The organism is Yersinia sp. 2540 StPb PI, from assembly GCF_052217165.1.
In the GTDB taxonomy this organism is placed as follows: Bacteria; Pseudomonadota; Gammaproteobacteria; order Enterobacterales; family Enterobacteriaceae; genus Yersinia; species Yersinia enterocolitica_E.
This window is the reverse complement of the sequence record NZ_JAZGQC010000001.1, coordinates 2,141,590-2,161,398: the sequence shown is the minus strand read 5'-3', so window position 1 is coordinate 2,161,398 and position 19,809 is coordinate 2,141,590. Positions and strand designations below refer to the sequence as shown.

Here is a 19,809-nt window from a genome sequence, read left to right as displayed (position 1 = left end):
ATAACTAGCACTTCCCTTATTATAATATTTAATTATTTTTATTGATGTAATAGTTAGTTATGCCATTACAATAAAGTTTGGCATTTTTAACAATTTAATATCAATATTTGAGTCGAACCCTGGATAATAAAATTAATATCAGCTGCGAATGCAATGGCATAACACGCAACCCTTAATGCAATAACCCCCCCTGACCTTGATGGACTTTACAGAACAACTCCACATCACTGCATACATCCAGCTTCCTCATCGCTGACCGCTTCTGTCCGCTGATGGTCTTTTCACTTTTACTCAAAATCTGGGAGATACTTTTTCCGGTAAAACCCTCGCCAAACAAGTAAATAACAACACGCTCGCCTCTCGTCAGACTCACCAGGCGCACATCATTCTCATCACCAAGTTCCCCCGAAATCGGCAGGGCAGTCGCAGGCTTTTTCGTCAAGGCCCATGAGATGAGCGCCTCCCTGATTTTTTGTTTAATGTCAGTGGCCTCGTCATCTTTATAGAGAATGCGCACCACCTCATCCAACGCCATCTCGCGAGGCTGGCGAACATGTCTTGACTTGAGAATGATGAAAACACTCGGGGACCAACGTTGATTAAGCCTGATCGTCTGTTCGAATGCCTGACAAAAATAGGTGTTGTCTGCATCAATAAATACCAGCCGCGTCTGGGTATTCGGGGTACCGCTGAAGGTAATTTGACCGTTGTTCACCTCATTACTTATTCCTTGCTCAGTATGATATTCCGCCAGTGTTTCGCTGAGCAGAATAAACAGACCGTGCCGAAAGTAATTATCTTTCACATCAATAACGCAATTAAACATCCCCTCCCCCTGAAATAAAATTATCCTGGCGGTAGAAAATGAACATGCCAGGTTAAATGTAATTATCTAATGAATTAATTCCATCTCATACACTCTGTATCCAGAGAATAACAACCCCCACCCATAGGAAAATATCGCCCTAAAATATAGAGCTTATACACTCGAAGAATAAAGAAGAGTGGTCATTAATACGGAGGAAAATATTCACTTGATAATCATCTCACCACACATGTCGCATACAACAGATACTACAAGCAAACTCATTTATAACAAAATAATTGATCGTCACATCCCATTGCATAAAATAAAAAACCATTATGTTGATATGATGTAGCAATTAACAAAATAAAACACTACTTACCATGAGTCAGACAGACCAATAGATCACAAAATATAATTTAACAATATTTAAAGCTAGGCATTAACGTTATTACCTATTTCCTTTAAAAAGTTCACAAAAGAAAACCACACATAGGAATATCCTCAGATATCGATTAATCGATAATTATTAAATAATCATAAGAACCTTGTTATATAAGGTATTTATTTTTAACCACCCATTTTATATGGCATAAATCGACAGACAGCGAGGCCTTCGTCCTACACGATAATAAATCATGTCCTACAATAAATATCTGAAATTACCCAATAAAAGCACCAATATTTTCCTCAGATTTAATGGGAAAATGGTGGCATATAAAACTACATGGTGAAGTAAATCACGAAAAAAACGGGGTTACTCCCGATGGGGGGCTGTCATCAGGGATGAATTACATACACAAAAACAGATAAAAAACGATCCCGGGCAACAGGGGCGATATGACATACCCGAAAAAAACACAAACAAAAAAGCCCAAGCTTGCGATAAGCTTGGGCTTTAAATTTGGCGGAAGGATAGAGATTCGAACTCTAGGACCTGTTACAGTCGACGGTTTTCAAGACCGTTGCCTTAAACCACTCGGCCATCCTTCCAATGGGCAGCATTATCATCTATAGCGCGATGATATGTCTAGTGTTTCATTCAGAAAAAATTGAAATTCGATTCGTTTGGTTAAACTTCACACCAAAATTGGTCAAAAAAAGTCTGTGCGGCTAAAAATAGTGCGACTTTTGATAAACCATCGGCTGTTTTCAATGCACGTAAGAGCTGCCTTCGGCGGATAAACATCCTGCCCTAACAATACCAGCCTGATGACCGACACAAAAAAAACGCGGCCAGGTGACCGCGTTCTGCCTCAGAACTTATCCTGTAATCAGAATTAGAACTGGTAAACCACACCAACAGCTACGATATCATCAGTGTTGATACCGGCGTTTTTGGTAAAGGTATTTTCATCCAACAGGTTGATTTTGTAATCAACGTAGGTGGACATGTTTTTGTTGAAGGCATAAGTTGCGCCGACATCAACGTATTTCAACAGATCCTGGTCACCATAGCCGTTGCCAAGGTCTTTACCTTTGGATTGCAGGTAAGCCACGGATGGACGCAGGCCGAAATCAAATTGATATTGAGCCACTAACTCAATATTTTGCGCTTTGTTAGCATAACCTGCATCGGCATTGTTATTGCCGAAATCACCGAAGCGGGTCAGGTTATAAGTCTGAGTATAGTTAGCCGCCAGATAGACATTGTTGGCATCGTATTTCAAACCACCGGTGTATGCATCTGCACGGTCACCGTGACCAAATTTCAGGTTATTTTGATCAGTAGTACGCAGAGAACTGGCCATCGCCGCAGAAGCGCTCACCCCCCAGCCCAAATCGTAAGATACGGACATACCGTAACCATCACCATTCTGCCCTTGTACATCACGGCCATTATTGGTTTCAGTACCGTTACCATTTTTGCCCTGATATTGCAGCGCAAAGTTCAGGCCGTCCACCAGACCAAAGAAGTTGGTGTTACGGTAAGTCGCCATGCCGTTACCACGTTGAGACAGGAAGTTATCCGCACCATATGTATCGCCACCAAACTCTGGCAGCACGTCAGTCCATGAAGTTACGTCGTACAGCACACCGTAGTTACGGCCGTAATCCAGAGAACCGTAATCCGCAAATTTCAGCCCCGCAAAGCCAACACGGGTGAAGTTGCCTTGATCCTGACTTTCAGCTTTATTCAGGTTTGCCTGATATTCCCACTCGCCATAACCGGTCAGTTGGTCATTAATTTGTGTTTCGCCTTTTAGGCCGAAACGCATGTAGGACTGATCGCCATCGTTGCTTTTATTGTCAGAGAAATAATGCAGACCATCAATTTTACCGAACAAGTCCAGTTTGTTGCCGTCTTTGTTGTAAATTTCAGCTGCACCTGCACTACCTGCGACTAATAAAGCCGGAACCAGCAGAGAAAGAACTCGAAGTTTCATCGTTATTATCCTCTATTATTAGATTTGATTATGCCACTGCTCTTTCGAGCAATTAATCCCAATGGGGTTTCTCTATTGTGGGAATAAGATTAGGATTAATCTATACAGAAAATGCTACTAAGTGACGGATAATGTTTCATATGTCCAATAAAGTATTTCAGAATGTAAATACTGGCGAACTTTAACAAATATTAAAAACACCAAAAATATAGCACTTATAATCAAGAACAAATACAATTTACATATAAAACAAAAAGTTGAAAAAATACATCAGCAGCACAAATTGATAAGTAAAATACAATAACCGAGGACTATAATACATCCGCTATCATCATTATTTTTACTTTTATTCACATTATGGCTTATGTGGCCAGATAATTAGTTAGTGTTACGGTCGGTCTTTGACCGGCTTTTTTATTGCCAATAATATATAGTTAAGTATATTTATAGTGAGCGCGTATTAACAAGATGAAATAGTAGCCGAATAATATAGTTTCATGATTTTATTTAAGCACAAATAGCTTAAAAGTATCCGATCAGTGATTATAATGCCCTATGCATGACCGTTCAATTATTCATCAACAATCGATAATTGAACGGTTCACCCTCTACTAGAAATAACCCTCGGCTAATCATTTTTGATTTTAAGCCACAATCTTATTGAGTGATACGGCTATCCTGAGGTGTATTTAGGATGATAAAAACCACATTTTGGCCTAATGAGTAGCTAAAGAGAAGCCAGCTATGCCATGCATATATGGGGCTTAGAGTCATGGGGTACCCGCAGCAACCGTATATAAAAAGCAACTATTCTACTAATCCAGACAAATCCCTTCGACCCGCATTTCTCTTTGTGATAGAAACGTCTGTCAATATCACTTGTTCGTTTCAATCGCAGATCTGATACCTCATGACCACCAAAGTACTCCAACAAACATTGCAGCCAGGTGTTGCACAGCAAGTCTCGACCCGACTGGCATTCTTTATTGCCGGATTGGGTATGGCCGCTTGGGCCCCTCTAGTGCCTTTTGCCAAAGCACGTATCGGTCTTAACGATGCGTCGTTGGGCTTACTGCTATTGTGTATTGGTATCGGTTCGATGCTGGCAATGCCCCTGACCGGGGTACTAACGGCAAAATGGGGTTGCCGCCCAGTGATTTTACTGGCAGGGGCAGTGCTGTGCCTCGCTCTTCCCTTGTTAGTCCTGATGAATACCCCGGTGACGATGGCTCTCGCTCTGCTCGTATTCGGTGCTGCTATGGGCATAATAGATGTCGCCATGAATATTCAGGCGGTTATTGTTGAAAAAGCCAGTGGCCGGGCCATGATGTCCGGTTTCCACGGTCTGTTTAGTGTCGGAGGGATTGCCGGTGCCGGTGGCGTGAGTGCTTTATTATGGTTGGGGCTAAGCCCATTGGCGGCGATTATCGCTACCGTGGTGCTAATGATTGTTCTCCTGCTCACTGCCAATAAGAATTTGCTACGAGGTAGCGGAGAAGCCCATGACGGGCCACTGTTTGTTTTGCCGCGCGGTTGGGTGATGTTTATTGGCTTCCTGTGCTTTGTTATGTTTCTGGCCGAAGGCTCGATGCTTGACTGGAGTGCGGTTTTCCTGACTACACTGCGCGGTATGGACCCCTCACAAGCAGGAATGGGGTATGCGGTATTTGCCATCGCCATGACACTCGGGCGTTTGAATGGCGATCGGATTGTCAACGGATTGGGCCGATACAAGGTATTATTAGGTGGGAGTCTGTGTGCTGCGCTTGGGATTATCATTGCGATAAGCGTTGATAGCTCAATTGCCGCTCTTTTGGGCTTTATGCTCGTAGGGCTTGGGGCATCCAATGTCGTGCCTATCTTATTTACCGCCGCCGGTAACCAAACCGTGATGCCTGCCAATTTGGCGGTAGCATCGATTACCACCATCGGATACGCCGGGATTTTAGCCGGGCCTGCGGCAATTGGGTTTGTCGCACAATTAAGCAATTTATCGGTGGCTTTTGGCTGTGTGGCGTTACTATTACTGACCGTCACTGCCAGCGCCAGAGCCGTCACGCGCTAATCAAGGAATATGCATTATCGTTATGCAAAATAACTCGTTATCTACCAGTTCTGCGAATATCACTCGCTGTTTCTGGCTGTTTATCGTCCTGCTGCTCGTCACGATGGGCCTGTATAGCTACAACTATACCAATGCCTATCTGGCAGAAAAAAAATACGCGCTAACGACTATCGCCGCGGGCCTGCAACAACGTATCGATGATTACCGCTATCATACCTATCAGATATACGATTTAGCCAATAACCCCAATATGTCTGAGAAAAGTATCCTCTCCGCACAAGAGGTCCGGCTACGCCCTGATATTTACTATATCGAAAAGCCGCGCAGAAAAACTGACTCGGTCATTTTTGGCAATCACGAGCCAGCAACACTGCCGATGATCTTGCAGATATCTGACTATCTTGATAGCCATTGGGGGTCACAAAATGATACCTACTCGATGTATTATCTTAACGGCCAAGATAATAGTCTGACACTTATCACCACCCAGGCATTAAAAGAAGTCACTTCGCGTTTTAAAGAAAGTTACCTGACCGTTGCTGCTGAATCTCGGCGCGCGGAAATGTTGCAACAGGCCAATACCTTAGACGAACGTGAAAGTTTCTCACCGTTACGTAAATTTCGCTTTCAGAACGCCTACTATTTTACGCTGAGAACCACATTTAACCATCCTGGACATTTGGCTACCGTTATCGCTTTTGACTTACCAATTAATGACTTAATACCTTCCAATATGGCGCGTTCTAACTTTTTGCTGCAACAAGATAAGACCCCCATTAATGAAGGTATGGCGCCCGAGGACATTGTAGCAACCAGCGTGGCATTGAATGGTTCCTGGCTAGAATTTTCAGCCCCTCTGGCAAATGCCGCGCTGAAAATTGTCTATCGTGTCCCGGTCGGAGGGTTAGCCATTGATTTGCTGAGAAATAACTTTTGGCTCCTTTTGTCCAATATATTGTTGCTAGTACTGGCTGTTTTAGGCATCTATTTTGTGCGCCGCCAATATGTGCGCCCAAGTGCAGATATGGTCGAACAGTTAGAAACACAGAAATCACTGAGTCAGGAGATTATTACCAGCCTGCCACAAGGGTTATTGGTCTATAACTTCAGCAACAGCACTGTAGTCGCCAGTAACCAGATTGCCGATAATCTGATGCCCCATCTAAATCTGCAAAAAATTGCTCATATGGCGGAACAGCACCACGGGGTGATTCAGGGCACGGTAAATAATGAAGTTTATGAGATTCGGATGTTCCGCAGCCAGATTTCACCAGAAACCTATCTGTTCCTGCTTCATGATCAGGATAAAGAGGTACTGGTAAATAAAAAGCTGCAACAAGCAAGGCGTGAATACGACAAAAACCTGCAAGCCCGCAAATTGATGTTGCACAACCTGGGGATTGAGCTGAATCAACCTATCAACAACCTCAATCAGATAGCCCATGAGCTCCAGAACACCACCGACTTACAGCAACAGCATGCGCTGAAGGCCAAATTGGTCGCGCAAACTGACACTATCGCCGAGTTGATAGATAACATTACCCTCCTAACGCGGCTGGAGACTCAGGACTGGCAGCCTGAACAGGGAGCCTTCTCTCTATCAGCATTAATCGATGCGCTACTGCTAGAGGTACTGCCTGCGATAAATCAGAAAGGTTTAACGCTGTTTAATCACTATCATGTCAATATCGATCAGGATTACATCGGCGATGAAAAAATCTTACGTAAAATACTGTCGCTGCTACTGCATTATTCTGTTATCACCACAGCTTATGGGAAAATCACGCTCAATGTTGGCCACGAACCTGGGCATCCAGAACAACTGATTATCCAGATAACCGATACTGGTGTCGGTATTTCTGATGAAGAGATCAGTAATCTTAATTATCCTTTCCTCAGTCAAACATTGGTTGACCGATACAACCATGGCTCGGGGTTAACATTCTTTTTATGTAACCAATTATGTAAGAAATTAAACGGCCAACTTGAGATTCGCAGTAAAGTAGATATAGGTACTCGCTATACTATCCGTGTAACCATGGCTATCCAAAATGAACAAGTGGAGGAGCAAGAAAAATTATTGGACGGAGTTACAGCGCTATTAGATATAACTTCAGAAGAAGTACGTTCAATCATCACCACGTTATTGAATTCATTCGGTGCCAATTGCATTGTCGCGGATGATCGTTTGCCAGGGCGGGATTACGATGTAACCTTAACGGATAACCCACAACAGTATGATAACTTTACCTTATTGCTAGTCTCCGACGAGGTGGGTTTACAGCAGTTGCAGGATAATTATATTCGGGTAAATTATAATTTGGGCAGCGCTGTCATTGATGCAATATTATTATTAATCGAGCAACGAATCTTATCAGATGAGTCACCTGAAGAGTCTGAATCCATTGCTGCTGATGATATAAATACCTACGAGCAACAACTAAAGTCCAGTGACTATTATTCCTTATTTGTTGAGACAGTACCGGTAGATCTGAAGAAACTGTATACTGAAGTTCAGCAACGTGATTTCATATCGCTTTCGCAGACAGCACATCGATTGAAAGGCGTATTTGCTATGTTGAACCTGATACTTGGCAAACAGCTATGTGAAACATTAGAACAGCATATCGCAGATGGCGATCGGTTGAAGATCGAAAATAGCATCAGTCAAATTGATTCTTTCGTCACCAGACTGTTGCAGCAAGGTAACCCATAACCATGAACAACCTTAATGTAATTATTGCTGATGACCATCCAATTGTGTTGTTTGGCATCCGAAAGTCGCTTGAGCAAATTGAATGGGTAAACGTTGTCGGGGAGTTTGAAGACTCTACAGCGCTTATTAACAGTTTGTCTAAACTTGATGCCAATGTGCTAATTACCGACCTCTCCATGCCTGGGGATAAGTACGGTGATGGCATCACTCTGATAAAATATATAAAAAGGCATTACCCAGATTTAGCCATAATTGTTCTGACCATGAATAATAACCCCGCTATTCTTAGTTCAGTTTTGGACTTGGATATTGATGGGATAGTATTAAAGCAAGGCGCACCAGCCGACTTGCCTAAGGCATTGGCCGCACTACAAAAAGGGAAGAAATTCACCCCAGAGAGCGTGGCTAAACTGCTAGAGAAAATCAGTGCTAATGGTTACGGTGATAAACGTTTATCACCGAAAGAGAGTGAAGTTTTACGGTTATTTGCTGAAGGTTTCTTAGTGACTGAAATCGCCAGAAAACTCAATCGCAGCATTAAAACCATCAGTAGCCAGAAGAAATCGGCGATGCTGAAGCTGGGCGTAGATAATGATATCGCGCTGTTAAACTATCTTTCATCTGTAACCATTAGTCAGGTTGATAAAGAACAATAATCTTTATCTACCGATATACTCTCAAGCCCGGTCTTGCTCAGCAAAATTTGCTCAGTGACATCGGGCTTATTTTTATCCATTTTTCCATTCAAGTTATTAATGCATTAACTCTCGTTATAACAACCAAACGACCTAAACAGCCAACACCCCTGCGGCTTCAAGACCAAGATATAAGCCAAAGTAATTGGAGTTGCAGGTAGGCAGCAAACGAATAAATCCCGATGAGCTTACATAAGTAATTGATTCGGGTGACAAATCTGCCAGGAGCAGATTTGAACGCTGCTTGCAGCGACCTCGCAGAGGCGAGGCCCAGGGATGGGCCAAGTAATGAGTGCAGCTAACACCCCTGCGGCTTCAAGACCAAGGCATAAGCCAAAGTAATTGGAGTTGCAGGTAGGCAGCAAACGAATAAATCCCGATGAGCTTACATAAGTAAGTGATTCGGGTGCGTGAGTGCAGCTAACACCCCTGCGGCTTCAAGTACGAAGGCTTTAACGTGAACGGCGGACTTTATCGCTATAGTAAACCAACATCTGGCGCAATGTATCCAGTGTCACGGGCTTGGACAAACAGTTATCCATCCCTGCTTCAATACAGCGTTGTTTGCCTTCAGCTAATGCATTGGCGGTTACGCCAATGATCGGGAAATGATGGTTTAACTGCCGCAGGCGCTGAGTCAGACGATAACCATCCATATTTGGCATGTTCACGTCAGTCAGTACAATATCGACATTATTGGCATTCAATACAGCCAGAGCATCCAACCCATCATTCGCGGTAATCACTTGGTAGCCCAGGGTGGTGAGCTGATCGGCTAACAAGCGGCGATTAATGGGATGATCGTCCACAACCAGAATTTGCAAGTCTGCATTCTCATCCTGATTTGCTTTCGGTGCTGGCAACTGTAATGGCGCGCACTCAACTAATTGTTGTTCCAGCAATATCTGGTCCAATAGCGGGATAATCTCTAGCAGGGTCGATGTGCTCAGTAACCAATAGCCTGGACGCGTCTCTTGTGGCAGACCAATGTGCTCAATGGAGATTTGAATCCACGTCGATAGAGGTGCGTTTATTTGCGGTAAGTAATCACAAATCAGCACTTGCTCCTGCAAGGTCTGTTCATTACTGTAACGCCGGATCGTGGCTCCAAAATGACGCAATAAATCAAGTAAATAGCTTTCCAACCGCGCATTGCGGATATCCAACCACAAGGTTTTCCCTTGCCAACGGTCGCTTTGCGGTAACACGGCATTTTTGGCCCGATTGCCATTTTCGGCAAAATATAATGGAATGCGGATAGCAAAAATACTGCCCATTCCCAGCTCTGAAACCACTTCAACATCGCCATCCATCAGGTTGACCAACTTCTCACAGATAGCCAGACCTAGCCCAGTCCCTTGAAAATGGCGCTGCACCCCAGTTCCGACCTGAAAGAATGGATCAAATAACTGGTTAATCTCACGTGAATTAATCCCCACGCCGGTATCTCGCACTCGGAATTCCAGATAATCACCGCGCACCCGTACTTCCAAGATAATACAGCCAGTATCTGTAAATTTTATAGCATTATTCAACAGGTTAGAAATTACCTGTTGCAAACGGACAGGATCGCCGAGCATCTGTCGTGGCACATCAGGCTCAATAAAGCAGTAGAGACCTAAGCGTTTTTTGACCACCAGCGGTAAATAGTTAGCCGTAATATGGGTTATCACCTCCACGGTAGAAAACTCACTCGGCTCAATTTTCAGTTGTTCAGATTCTATTTTAGAAAAATCGAGGATGTCGCTGATAATTTTGAGTAATAAGCCTGACGAATTATTCATCGCCGTCACCAGCCGCTCAACACCCTGAGGTAACTCTTTGGTTTGCAACAAATCGAGGTTACCGATAATCCCATATAGCGGCGTGCGCAACTCATGGCTGACCGTGGCTAAAAACATCGATTTTGATTGGCTGGCCTGCTCCGCCGCCGCCGCCATCTCTTGCAGTGACTCTTCCATTTTGACCCGCGAGCTGACGTCAACCAGCACACAGATAGCCACATCTTCATTACGATAACGGGAGTGAACAAAGCTAATTTGTAGATTATTGTTATTGCTGGTCATGACATCGACAAAGTTCGCCTGCTGCTCACAAATAATGCGTGTAATACGTTCGCGATCCTCGTTCGTCAGCAAATTAATATAGTTATGTGCCAATTCATTGCTGAGGATATTGGTCCCGTCACTAATGCGCAGAATGGAAATGCCCACTGGAGCCGAAGCGACAATTTTGCGGTTGAACTGTTCATGTTCCTCCAGCCTCAAGGCGTTATCTTCTGCTGGATGGAACATTTTTCGCTCAAATAGCCACGCCAGAGTAAAGATCACGACACCAGAAAGCGCGTTCAGAAGAAATGCATTAAAAATTAATAACTTGAACGTATCTATTATCGTTCTAACCGGCAAGGAATAAGCGATACTGAGGGTTGATGGCAGTAAATTCTTTTTTAGAATAAGCGAGTTGTAGTCATCAACGTAGCCAAAATAAGACGGAGAATCAGGGTAATCGTCTAACATCGAAGCATACCGTTCCCCTGTTGCTAACCGTAATACCGGCTCATTATCCTGATCAAGTAATGTCACGCCGACAGGCAATGTCCCGGAAGAGATAAAATCCTCCAGGCGGATAGTTTGCTCAGTACCCACCATTGCCTCTAGCTTGTTACCCACATAGAGGGGGGTCAGGACATATAAGGTACCAATTTCAGGCCGCACACCCGGTACTATCCAATACAACGTGCTGTCTTTATCCTGATTTTTTGCATCTCGATATTTTAAAATATTTTCATTCAATGACTTAAGCAGACTCTCCTGCTCCATCGGGGTATTGCGAATATCGAAATCCACCATGCACAGCGTGTCGCTGCCAATAAAGAATATCCGGTTAAGGTCATAAGCTGCGGCAAAGTTCTCTTTCCAGTACAAAATCAGGTTACTAAGAGAACTTAATGAAGAGTGGCGCGACGAATTAAGTGCAGCACAATCCGCACCGGTATTAAGCGGATGATATTGTGGTGTCGTTTTGTTTTTGATAAAAGCGCCAGCAGCGATATCACTGCTCGCCGAATCCTGATTTAATCTGTTTTCCGCCATATATTTGATATCGCGGATGATATCGGCAGAGTGCCTGATGTAGCTCTGAGCCTGCTCAAAGTTAGTATTATATTCCTGACGGATGTCAGATTTTTTCTCGTTGAGGATGTTCAGGATATAAAAAGTGGTCAACAGTGCACCAAGTGACCATAACATAATGGCCAATACCCGAAACAAGTAACGGGATATTTTCAGTGTCGTGCGAAATGAAGAGAGATATTTCAATCTGATTCCAGGGTGGAAAGTAGGGCCAGACAGGCTGCATGAGCAACAGAATACACTACCAATAGCCCATAAAAAAGCCAGCTCGTAAGCTGGCTCTTGTTTTCAACAACGCATTATACGTTGTCGTCCTCATCTTCAGCATCGCCTTCTTCTGCTTCATCAGCAGCATCTTCATCTTCTGGTGTATTCAGTGCAGCATCGTCTTCGCCGCCCTCTTCACCTTCTAATGATTCGCCATCAAGGATTTCATCATCCTCTTCTGGCTCAGCAACACGTTGCAGACCAACGACATGCTCATCTTCTGCGGTACGGATCAGCGTCACACCTTGGGTATTACGCCCCACGACACTCACCTCAGATACGCGAGTACGTACCAGAGTACCCGCATCGGTGATCATCATGATCTGGTCAGTCGGAGCCACCTGAACAGCCCCCACAACCTTACCATTACGCTCACTGACTTTAATGGAGATAACACCCTGAGTCGCACGGGACTTGGTTGGGTACTCTTCCACTGCGGTACGCTTACCATAACCGTTTTCAGTCACAGTCAAGATTTCGCCATCACCACGTGGGATAATCAGAGAAATAACCCGATCATCACCATTGAGGTTGATACCACGTACACCGGTCGCAGTACGGCCCATCGAACGGACCTGTGACTCAGGGAAGCGAACCACTTTACCCAATGCAGAGAACAGCATGACTTCATTGCTGCCATCGGTCAGATCCACACCAATCAGCTCATCGCCTTCATTCAGATTGACGGCAATAATACCGGCGCTGCGTGGACGACTGAACTCGGTCAAAGCGGTTTTCTTCACGGTGCCGCTGGCGGTCGCCATAAAGATGTGACGGCCTTCTTCATATTCCCGCACTGGCAGAATGGCGGTAATACGCTCATTTGGCTCAAGCGGCAATAAGTTGACGATCGGACGACCACGTGCACCACGGCTGGCTTCCGGCAACTGATAGACCTTCATCCAATAGAGACGGCCACGGCTGGAGAAGCACAAAATAGTATCATGGGTATTGGCAACCAACAGACGATCAATGAAGTCTTCTTCTTTGATGCGGGCAGCCGACTTACCTTTACCACCACGGCGCTGAGCTTCGTAATCCGTCAGCGGTTGATATTTGACGTAGCCCTGATGGGACAGCGTCACAACCACATCTTCCTGATTAATCAGATCTTCGATGTTGATGTCGGAAGTATTAGCCGTTATCTCAGTACGACGTGCGTCGTTATATTGCTCTTTGATAGCAACCAATTCTTCGCGGATAACCTCCATCAGGCGATCCGGGTTTTCCAGAATAAAGATCAACTCACCAATTAAGGTCAACAGCTCTTTATACTCATCCAGCAGTTTTTCATGCTCCAGACCCGTCAGTTTCTGCAAACGCAGATCCAAGATTGCCTGAGCTTGTTGCTCGGTGAGGAAATATCTGCCGTCACGGATACCGTATTCAGCTTCCAGCCACTCAGGGCGGGCAGCGTCATCACCGGCACGTTCCAACATTGACGCCACGTTGCCTAATTCCCATGAATTGGCAATCAAGCCCGCTTTTGCTTCAGCAGGAGTGGCGGCACGGCGGATCAATTCGATAATCGGATCGATATTAGCCAGTGCAATTGCCAATGCTTCAAGGATGTGCGCGCGGTCACGTGCTTTACGCAGTTCAAAAATGGTACGACGCGTCACCACTTCACGGCGGTGGCGCACAAATGCAACCAGAATGTCTTTCAGGTTAAGCAATTTAGGCTGCCCTTGGGACAGAGCCACCATATTGATACCGAAAGTCACCTGAAGTTGCGTCAGTGAATAGAGGTTATTTAGAACCACTTCCCCGACGGCGTCACGTTTAATCTCAATCACGATACGCATGCCGTCTTTATCAGACTCATCACGTAACGCGCTGATGCCTTCTACGCGTTTCTCTTTGACCAGCTCAGCGATTTTCTCAATCAACCGCGCTTTGTTCACCTGATACGGGATCTCGTGAACAATAATGGTTTCACGGCCGGTTTTCGCGTCAGCTTCAACTTCAGCACGGGCACGGATATAGACCTTGCCACGGCCAGTACGATAAGCCTCTTCAATACCACGGCGACCATTAATAATGGCGGCTGTTGGGAAGTCTGGACCCGGAATGAACTCCATCAACCCTTCAATGGTGATGTTTTCATCTTCGATCAGGGCCAGACAGCCATCAATAACCTCAGACAGGTTATGTGGCGGAATATTGGTTGCCATCCCTACGGCAATACCTGACGAACCGTTAACCAACAGGTTAGGGATTCGGGTTGGCATGACTGCGGGGATCTGTTCCGTACCATCATAGTTAGGCACGAAGTCAACGGTATCTTTTTCTAAATCCGCTAACAATTCGTGAGCAATTTTAGACATACGGATTTCGGTATAACGCATCGCCGCAGCAGAATCGCCATCGACGGAACCGAAGTTGCCCTGCCCATCCACCAGCATATAGCGCAGTGAGAACGGCTGGGCCATACGCACTATTGTGTCGTAGACCGCGCTGTCACCATGCGGGTGATATTTACCGATAACGTCCCCGACTACACGGGCCGATTTTTTGTATGGTTTATTCCAGTCATTACCCAGTACATTCATCGCATACAGTACGCGACGGTGCACCGGTTTCAGTCCATCCCGGACATCTGGTAAAGCACGTCCGACAATAACGGACATCGCATAATCCAGATAGGAGCTTTTCAGCTCTTCCTCGATGTTGACCGGTGTTATTTCTCTGGCAAGGTCGCTCATTGAGCCGCTATCCCTCTACTAATTACCGGATTTAAAGGTACGAAACTATATCACAAAACCCAGATTTTGGCGAAACTACGTGATGTTTGTCGAAACGACTTTATGTCGGGCTTATCCGCCTAACTTAACGGTATTATTCTGCGTCAATTGAAAGGGAACATGTATAATCTGCGCAAAGAAACAGAACAGTGAGAACTCTCCATGCGTGTAGATAACACAGCTAGCCATCAGAATGTCGACGAGCAAGAAATCGCTAAATTTGAGGCAGTTGCCTCTCGCTGGTGGGATTTAGAAGGTGAATTCAAACCTCTTCATCGCATTAACCCGCTGCGCCTTGATTACATTTTACAGCGCTCTGGCGGTATTTTTGATAAGAAAGTGCTGGATGTCGGTTGCGGTGGTGGAATTTTGGCCGAAAGCATGGCTCGGGAAGGGGCACACGTCACCGGTCTGGACATGGGCTATGAGCCGTTGCAAGTGGCTCGCCTACATGCGCTGGAAACCGGTACCAAACTGGATTATGTGCAAGAAACAGTTGAAAGCCACGCGCAAGCGCACCCACAACACTACGATGTGGTGACCTGCATGGAGATGCTCGAACACGTGCCAGATCCCGCCTCGGTTATCCGCGCCTGCGCTCAATTGGTCAAACCCGGTGGCCACGTATTCTTCTCAACTATTAACCGCAATACCAAATCCTGGCTGATGGCCGTGGTCGGTGCAGAATATATATTGAAAATGGTTCCGAAAGGCACCCATGATTCGAAAAAATTTATTCGCCCATCAGAACTTATCGGTTGGGTTGATCAAACCCTGTTGCGTGAGCGCCACATTATCGGGCTACATTACAATCCGATAACAGATCGTTTTAAGCTTGGCGGTAATGTTGATGTGAATTATATGGTGCATACTCAACGAGATAGCGAATAAATTCATCGCGTGGGTAGTGTAAAAATCAAACAATACCCAATAGATTTCGCGTTGTAGCAAGGCGGCAACTGAACAACAAATTGGTCGGGAACCGATTTGAACAGCATTTATGCTAGCCCGTAGGGTGAGCCTCAAGGATGAGGCTCATTAATTCCCAGGAGCTTAGTCCACTAAGTGACTGGGGTGAGTGAGGATAGCCAACACCGCTACGGCGCGAAAGATGAAGGGGATTTTCCTAATGTTTAATAAACCGGCAAACGATCCACTTTTTAAGGTTTTCAGTAAAATCTTATCCCCCAAAGCGACAGTAGGTAAGATCCAGTGATGGCGCAGTCTGAGAGCGTTTCGTAACAATTCACCCCCAAGTTATCCACACAATTAAGCGATCTTGTTCACTTGCCAAAAGCCGCAATACTCACTATCTTGTTATCTATCCACTACCCACCCCCTACATATAGTGTTTACATACTAAACAATACACTACAGCCTCAATGATTTTCGTAATCATCGAGAGTGTAAATTTGTGCTGTTTGTACATGAAGAACGGGGATAAAAGGTCAAGAACACATGAACCAAAGCCTACTTGTTACTAAACGCGATGGCAGCAAAGAACGCATCAATCTGGATAAAATCCACCGGGTCATCGACTGGGCCGCAGAAGGTTTACATAACGTCTCGGTCTCTCAAGTAGAATTGCGTTCACACATTCAGTTTTATGATGGCATTAAGACTGCCGATATCCATGAAACTATCATCAAAGCAGCGGCCGATCTTATCTCGCGCGATGCGCCTGACTATCAGTATCTGGCTGCGCGTCTGGCTATTTTCCATCTGCGCAAAAAAGCTTATGGCCAGTTTGAACCGCCAAAACTCGTCGATCATGTCGCGAAAATGGTGGAAATGGGTAAATACGACAAGCATCTGCTGGAAGATTATACCGCAGAAGAATTCGAACAGATGGACACTTTCATCGACCATTGGCGCGATATGAACTTCTCCTACGCTGCGGTTAAGCAGTTGGAGGGTAAATATCTGGTGCAGAACCGCGTCAGCGGTGAGATCTATGAAAGTGCCCAATTCCTGTACATTCTGGTTTCCGCCTGCCTGTTCTCTAACTACCCGCGCGAAACTCGTCTCGATTACGTGAAACGCTTCTATGATGCGGTTTCAACCTTTAAGATTTCGCTGCCGACACCGATTATGTCAGGGGTGCGTACCCCAACTCGTCAGTTCAGCTCTTGTGTGTTAATCGAGTGTGGTGACAGCCTGGATTCTATCAATGCCACCTCCAGTGCCATTGTTAAATATGTGTCACAGCGTGCCGGTATCGGTATCAATGCGGGTCGTATCCGTGCGTTAGGTAGCCCAATCCGTGGTGGTGAAGCTTTCCATACCGGTTGTATCCCGTTCTATAAACACTTCCAGACTGCGGTGAAATCCTGTTCGCAGGGTGGCGTGCGTGGAGGTGCTGCCACGTTATTCTACCCGATGTGGCATCTGGAAGTTGAAAGCCTACTGGTGTTGAAGAACAACCGTGGTGTTGAAGGCAACCGCGTGCGCCATATGGATTACGGCGTCCAAATCAACAAACTGATGTATCAACGCCTGCTAAAAGGTGAAGATATCACCCTGTTTAGCCCATCGGATGTACCGGGGCTATATGACGCGTTCTTCGCTGATCAGGATGAGTTTGAACGCCTTTATACCCAATACGAACAAGACAGCAGCATCCGTAAGCAACGGGTAAAAGCGGTTGAGTTATTCTCTCTGATGATGCAAGAACGTGCTTCGACTGGCCGTATCTATATTCAGAACGTTGACCACTGCAACACCCACAGCCCGTTTGACCCGAAAATTGCCCCCGTGCGGCAGTCAAACCTGTGTCTGGAAATTGCATTACCAACCAAACCACTCAATGACATCAATGACGAGAATGGCGAAATTGCGCTCTGCACCCTGTCTGCCTTCAACTTAGGTGCCATTGATAGCCTTGACGATTTAGAAGAGTTGGCGGTACTGGCTGTACGTGCGCTGGATGCCTTGCTCGATTACCAGGATTACCCTATTGCCGCCGCACAGCGTGGCGCGATGGGCCGTCGCACCTTAGGTATTGGGGTGATTAACTTTGCTTATTACTTAGCGAAGAATGGCGTGCGTTATTCCGATGGCAGCGCTAATAACCTGACTCACCGCACCTTCGAAGCGATTCAGTACTACTTGCTGAAAGCCTCTAACGCGTTGGCTCGTGAGCAAGGTGCCTGCCAGTGGTTCAATGAAACCACCTATTCGCAGGGCATTCTGCCGATCGATACCTATAAGAAAGATTTGGATGCCATCAGCAACGAGCCACTGCACTACGATTGGGAAACGCTGCGTAACGATATTAAGACTCACGGCCTGCGTAACTCCACACTGTCTGCGCTGATGCCATCTGAAACGTCTTCGCAGATCTCGAATGCCACTAATGGTATCGAGCCACCGCGTGGTTACGTCAGTATCAAAGCCTCGAAAGATGGCATTTTACGCCAGGTTGTGCCTGAATATGAGCGTTTGAAAGATGCTTACGAACTGCTGTGGGATATGCCAAATAATGATGGTTACCTGCAACTGGTCGGCTTAATGCAGAAATTCGTCGATCAGGCGATTTCAGCTAACACCAATTATGACCCAACCAGCTTCCCATCGGGCAAAGTGCCGATGAAGCAGTTGCTGAAAGATTTGCTGACCACCTACAAATTTGGTGTGAAAACCCTTTACTATCAAAACACCCGCGACGGTGCTGATGATGTGCAGGAAGATATTCAAAGTCAGCCGGGTGATGATGACTGTGAAGGCGGCGCATGTAAGATCTGATTTATAGTTCTGGCCCTACGCGATAATCGCAAATACGGTTATCGCCGGGCCATTCTTCATTTGCCCTTGCATTGTTGTCCCCTGAGGAAATCATGGCCTATACCACTTTTTCGCAAAATAAAAATAACCAGTTGCTCGAACCGATGTTCTTTGGTCAATCCGTTAACGTGGCGCGTTTCGACCAGCAAAAACACGCTATTTTCGAAAAACTGATTGAGAAGCAATTGTCATTTTTCTGGCGTCCAGAAGAGATAGATGTCTCCCGTGATCGTATCGATTACAACGCACTGCCAGATCATGAAAAACACATTTTTATCAGCAACCTGAAATACCAGACCTTGCTGGACTCAATTCAGGGCCGCAGCCCTAACGTTGCCTTACTGCCGCTTATCTCAATTCCAGAACTGGAAACCTGGGTGGAAACCTGGTCATTCTCAGAAACCATCCACTCACGCTCGTACACCCATATCATCCGTAATATCGTGAATGATCCGTCGATAGTTTTCGATGATATCGTGACCAACGAAGAGATCCTCAAACGCGCAAAAGATATCTCAGCCTATTATGATGATTTGATCGAAATGACCAGCTACTACCACCTGCTGGGGGAAGGCACCCATCAAGTTAATGGTAAAACTGTCGTCGTCAATTTGCATGAGCTGAAAAAACAGCTTTATCTGTGTCTGATGAGCGTCAATGCGCTGGAAGCCATCCGTTTTTATGTCAGTTTCGCCTGCTCCTTTGCTTTTGCGGAGCGCGAATTGATGGAAGGCAATGCCAAAATCATCAAAATGATTGCCCGCGATGAAGCCCTGCATTTAACCGGTACCCAGCATATTCTTAATTTGATGCGTTCTGGCGAAGATGACCCGGAGATGGCCGAAATTGCCGAAGAGTGTCAACAACAGTGTTATGACCTGTTCGTTCTGGCTGCGCAACAAGAGAAAGAGTGGGCTGAATACCTGTTCCGTGACGGTTCAATGATTGGTCTGAACAAAGAGATTCTGTGCCAGTACGTGGAATACATCACTAATATCCGCATGCAGGCGGTAGGTCTGGGTGTGCCGTTTGCTACTCGAACCAACCCGATTCCATGGATCAACTCCTGGTTAGTCTCCGATAACGTACAGGTGGCACCGCAAGAAGTTGAAGTCAGCTCTTATCTGGTCGGTCAAATTGATTCAGAAGTCAGTGCTGACGACCTGAGTGATTTCGAGCTGTAATCCATGAAATCCATCCCCAATAGCTTTCG

At 45.6% G+C, this 19,809-nt stretch carries 10 protein-coding genes and 1 tRNA gene; 6 read left to right on the top strand and 5 right to left on the bottom strand.

All coding sequences use genetic code 11. From position 1 onward, the window contains the following. Positions 1–172 precede the first annotated feature (172 nt). The 3 genes from V1956_RS09770 to ompC form a co-directional block, all read right to left on the bottom strand. Positions 173–826 (bottom strand): helix-turn-helix transcriptional regulator, encoded by a 654-nt coding sequence (locus V1956_RS09770; protein WP_442825057.1) that lies wholly within the window; start codon positions 824–826, stop codon positions 173–175. An 884-nt stretch (positions 827–1,710) separates the two neighbouring features. Beyond that, positions 1,711–1,798, bottom strand: a tRNA-Ser gene (locus V1956_RS09765). Between the two features lie 287 nt (positions 1,799–2,085). Then, positions 2,086–3,192, bottom strand: coding sequence for a porin OmpC (ompC, locus tag V1956_RS09760; RefSeq protein WP_083158305.1), 1,107 nt, complete (start codon positions 3,190–3,192; stop codon positions 2,086–2,088). Positions 3,193–4,102: 910 nt separating this feature from the next. Between ompC and V1956_RS09755 the strand changes: the two genes are divergently transcribed. Genes V1956_RS09755 through rcsB form a run of 3 tightly spaced genes read left to right on the top strand, consistent with a single transcriptional unit; the run spans position 4,103 to position 8,629 of the window. Next, positions 4,103–5,257 carry an MFS transporter gene (locus V1956_RS09755; RefSeq protein WP_372559441.1) on the top strand — a complete coding sequence of 385 codons (1,155 nt, stop codon included), beginning with the start codon at positions 4,103–4,105 and terminating at the stop codon, positions 5,255–5,257. A gap of 22 nt (positions 5,258–5,279) precedes the next feature. After that, complete coding sequence (rcsD, locus tag V1956_RS09750; RefSeq protein WP_372559442.1) at positions 5,280–7,973, top strand: phosphotransferase RcsD; 2,694 nt, start codon at positions 5,280–5,282, stop codon at positions 7,971–7,973. A 2-nt stretch (positions 7,974–7,975) separates the two neighbouring features. Further along, positions 7,976–8,629 (top strand): response regulator transcription factor RcsB, encoded by a 654-nt coding sequence (gene rcsB / locus V1956_RS09745; protein WP_372559443.1) that lies wholly within the window; start codon positions 7,976–7,978, stop codon positions 8,627–8,629. A gap of 491 nt (positions 8,630–9,120) precedes the next feature. Here the strand turns inward: rcsB and rcsC are convergent, their stop codons facing one another. Continuing rightward, the gene (rcsC, locus tag V1956_RS09740; protein WP_372559444.1) at positions 9,121–11,988 is read right to left on the bottom strand and encodes a two-component system sensor histidine kinase RcsC; all 2,868 of its coding nucleotides are present in this window, start codon (positions 11,986–11,988) and stop codon (positions 9,121–9,123) included. A 113-nt stretch (positions 11,989–12,101) separates the two neighbouring features. Next, positions 12,102–14,774 carry a DNA topoisomerase (ATP-hydrolyzing) subunit A gene (gene gyrA / locus V1956_RS09735; protein ID WP_083158301.1) on the bottom strand — a complete coding sequence of 891 codons (2,673 nt, stop codon included), beginning with the start codon at positions 14,772–14,774 and terminating at the stop codon, positions 12,102–12,104. Positions 14,775–14,975: 201 nt separating this feature from the next. On the opposite strand from gyrA, the gene ubiG reads away from it, so the two are divergent. From ubiG to nrdB, 3 genes are all read left to right on the top strand, one after another. Then, entirely contained in the window at positions 14,976–15,704 is a 729-nt protein-coding gene (ubiG, locus tag V1956_RS09730) for a bifunctional 2-polyprenyl-6-hydroxyphenol methylase/3-demethylubiquinol 3-O-methyltransferase UbiG (RefSeq protein ID WP_372559445.1), read from the top strand. A gap of 567 nt (positions 15,705–16,271) precedes the next feature. Then, positions 16,272–18,557: a class 1a ribonucleoside-diphosphate reductase subunit alpha gene (nrdA, locus tag V1956_RS09725; RefSeq protein ID WP_442825056.1), complete on the top strand. Its 2,286-nt coding sequence runs from the start codon at positions 16,272–16,274 to the stop codon at positions 18,555–18,557. A 92-nt stretch (positions 18,558–18,649) separates the two neighbouring features. Then, a complete protein-coding gene (gene nrdB, locus V1956_RS09720) occupies positions 18,650–19,780 on the top strand; it encodes a class Ia ribonucleoside-diphosphate reductase subunit beta (protein ID WP_372559446.1) in 1,131 nt (376 codons plus the stop codon). The last annotated feature ends 29 nt before the right edge of the window (positions 19,781–19,809 follow it).

What these genes read in the sequence shown, in the direction of transcription:
- V1956_RS09770 (WP_442825057.1), bottom strand. Translation starts at nt 826, where the DNA reads ATGTTTAATTGCGTTATTGATGTGAAAGATAATTACTTTCGGCACGGT.
- ompC (WP_083158305.1), bottom strand. Translation starts at nt 3,192, where the DNA reads ATGAAACTTCGAGTTCTTTCTCTGCTGGTTCCGGCTTTATTAGTCGCA.
- V1956_RS09755 (WP_372559441.1), top strand. Translation starts at nt 4,103, where the DNA reads ATGACCACCAAAGTACTCCAACAAACATTGCAGCCAGGTGTTGCACAG.
- rcsD (WP_372559442.1), top strand. Translation starts at nt 5,280, where the DNA reads ATGCAAAATAACTCGTTATCTACCAGTTCTGCGAATATCACTCGCTGT.
- rcsB (WP_372559443.1), top strand. Translation starts at nt 7,976, where the DNA reads ATGAACAACCTTAATGTAATTATTGCTGATGACCATCCAATTGTGTTG.
- gyrA (WP_083158301.1), bottom strand. Translation starts at nt 14,774, where the DNA reads ATGAGCGACCTTGCCAGAGAAATAACACCGGTCAACATCGAGGAAGAG.
- ubiG (WP_372559445.1), top strand. Translation starts at nt 14,976, where the DNA reads ATGCGTGTAGATAACACAGCTAGCCATCAGAATGTCGACGAGCAAGAA.
- nrdA (WP_442825056.1), top strand. Translation starts at nt 16,272, where the DNA reads ATGAACCAAAGCCTACTTGTTACTAAACGCGATGGCAGCAAAGAACGC.
- nrdB (WP_372559446.1), top strand. Translation starts at nt 18,650, where the DNA reads ATGGCCTATACCACTTTTTCGCAAAATAAAAATAACCAGTTGCTCGAA.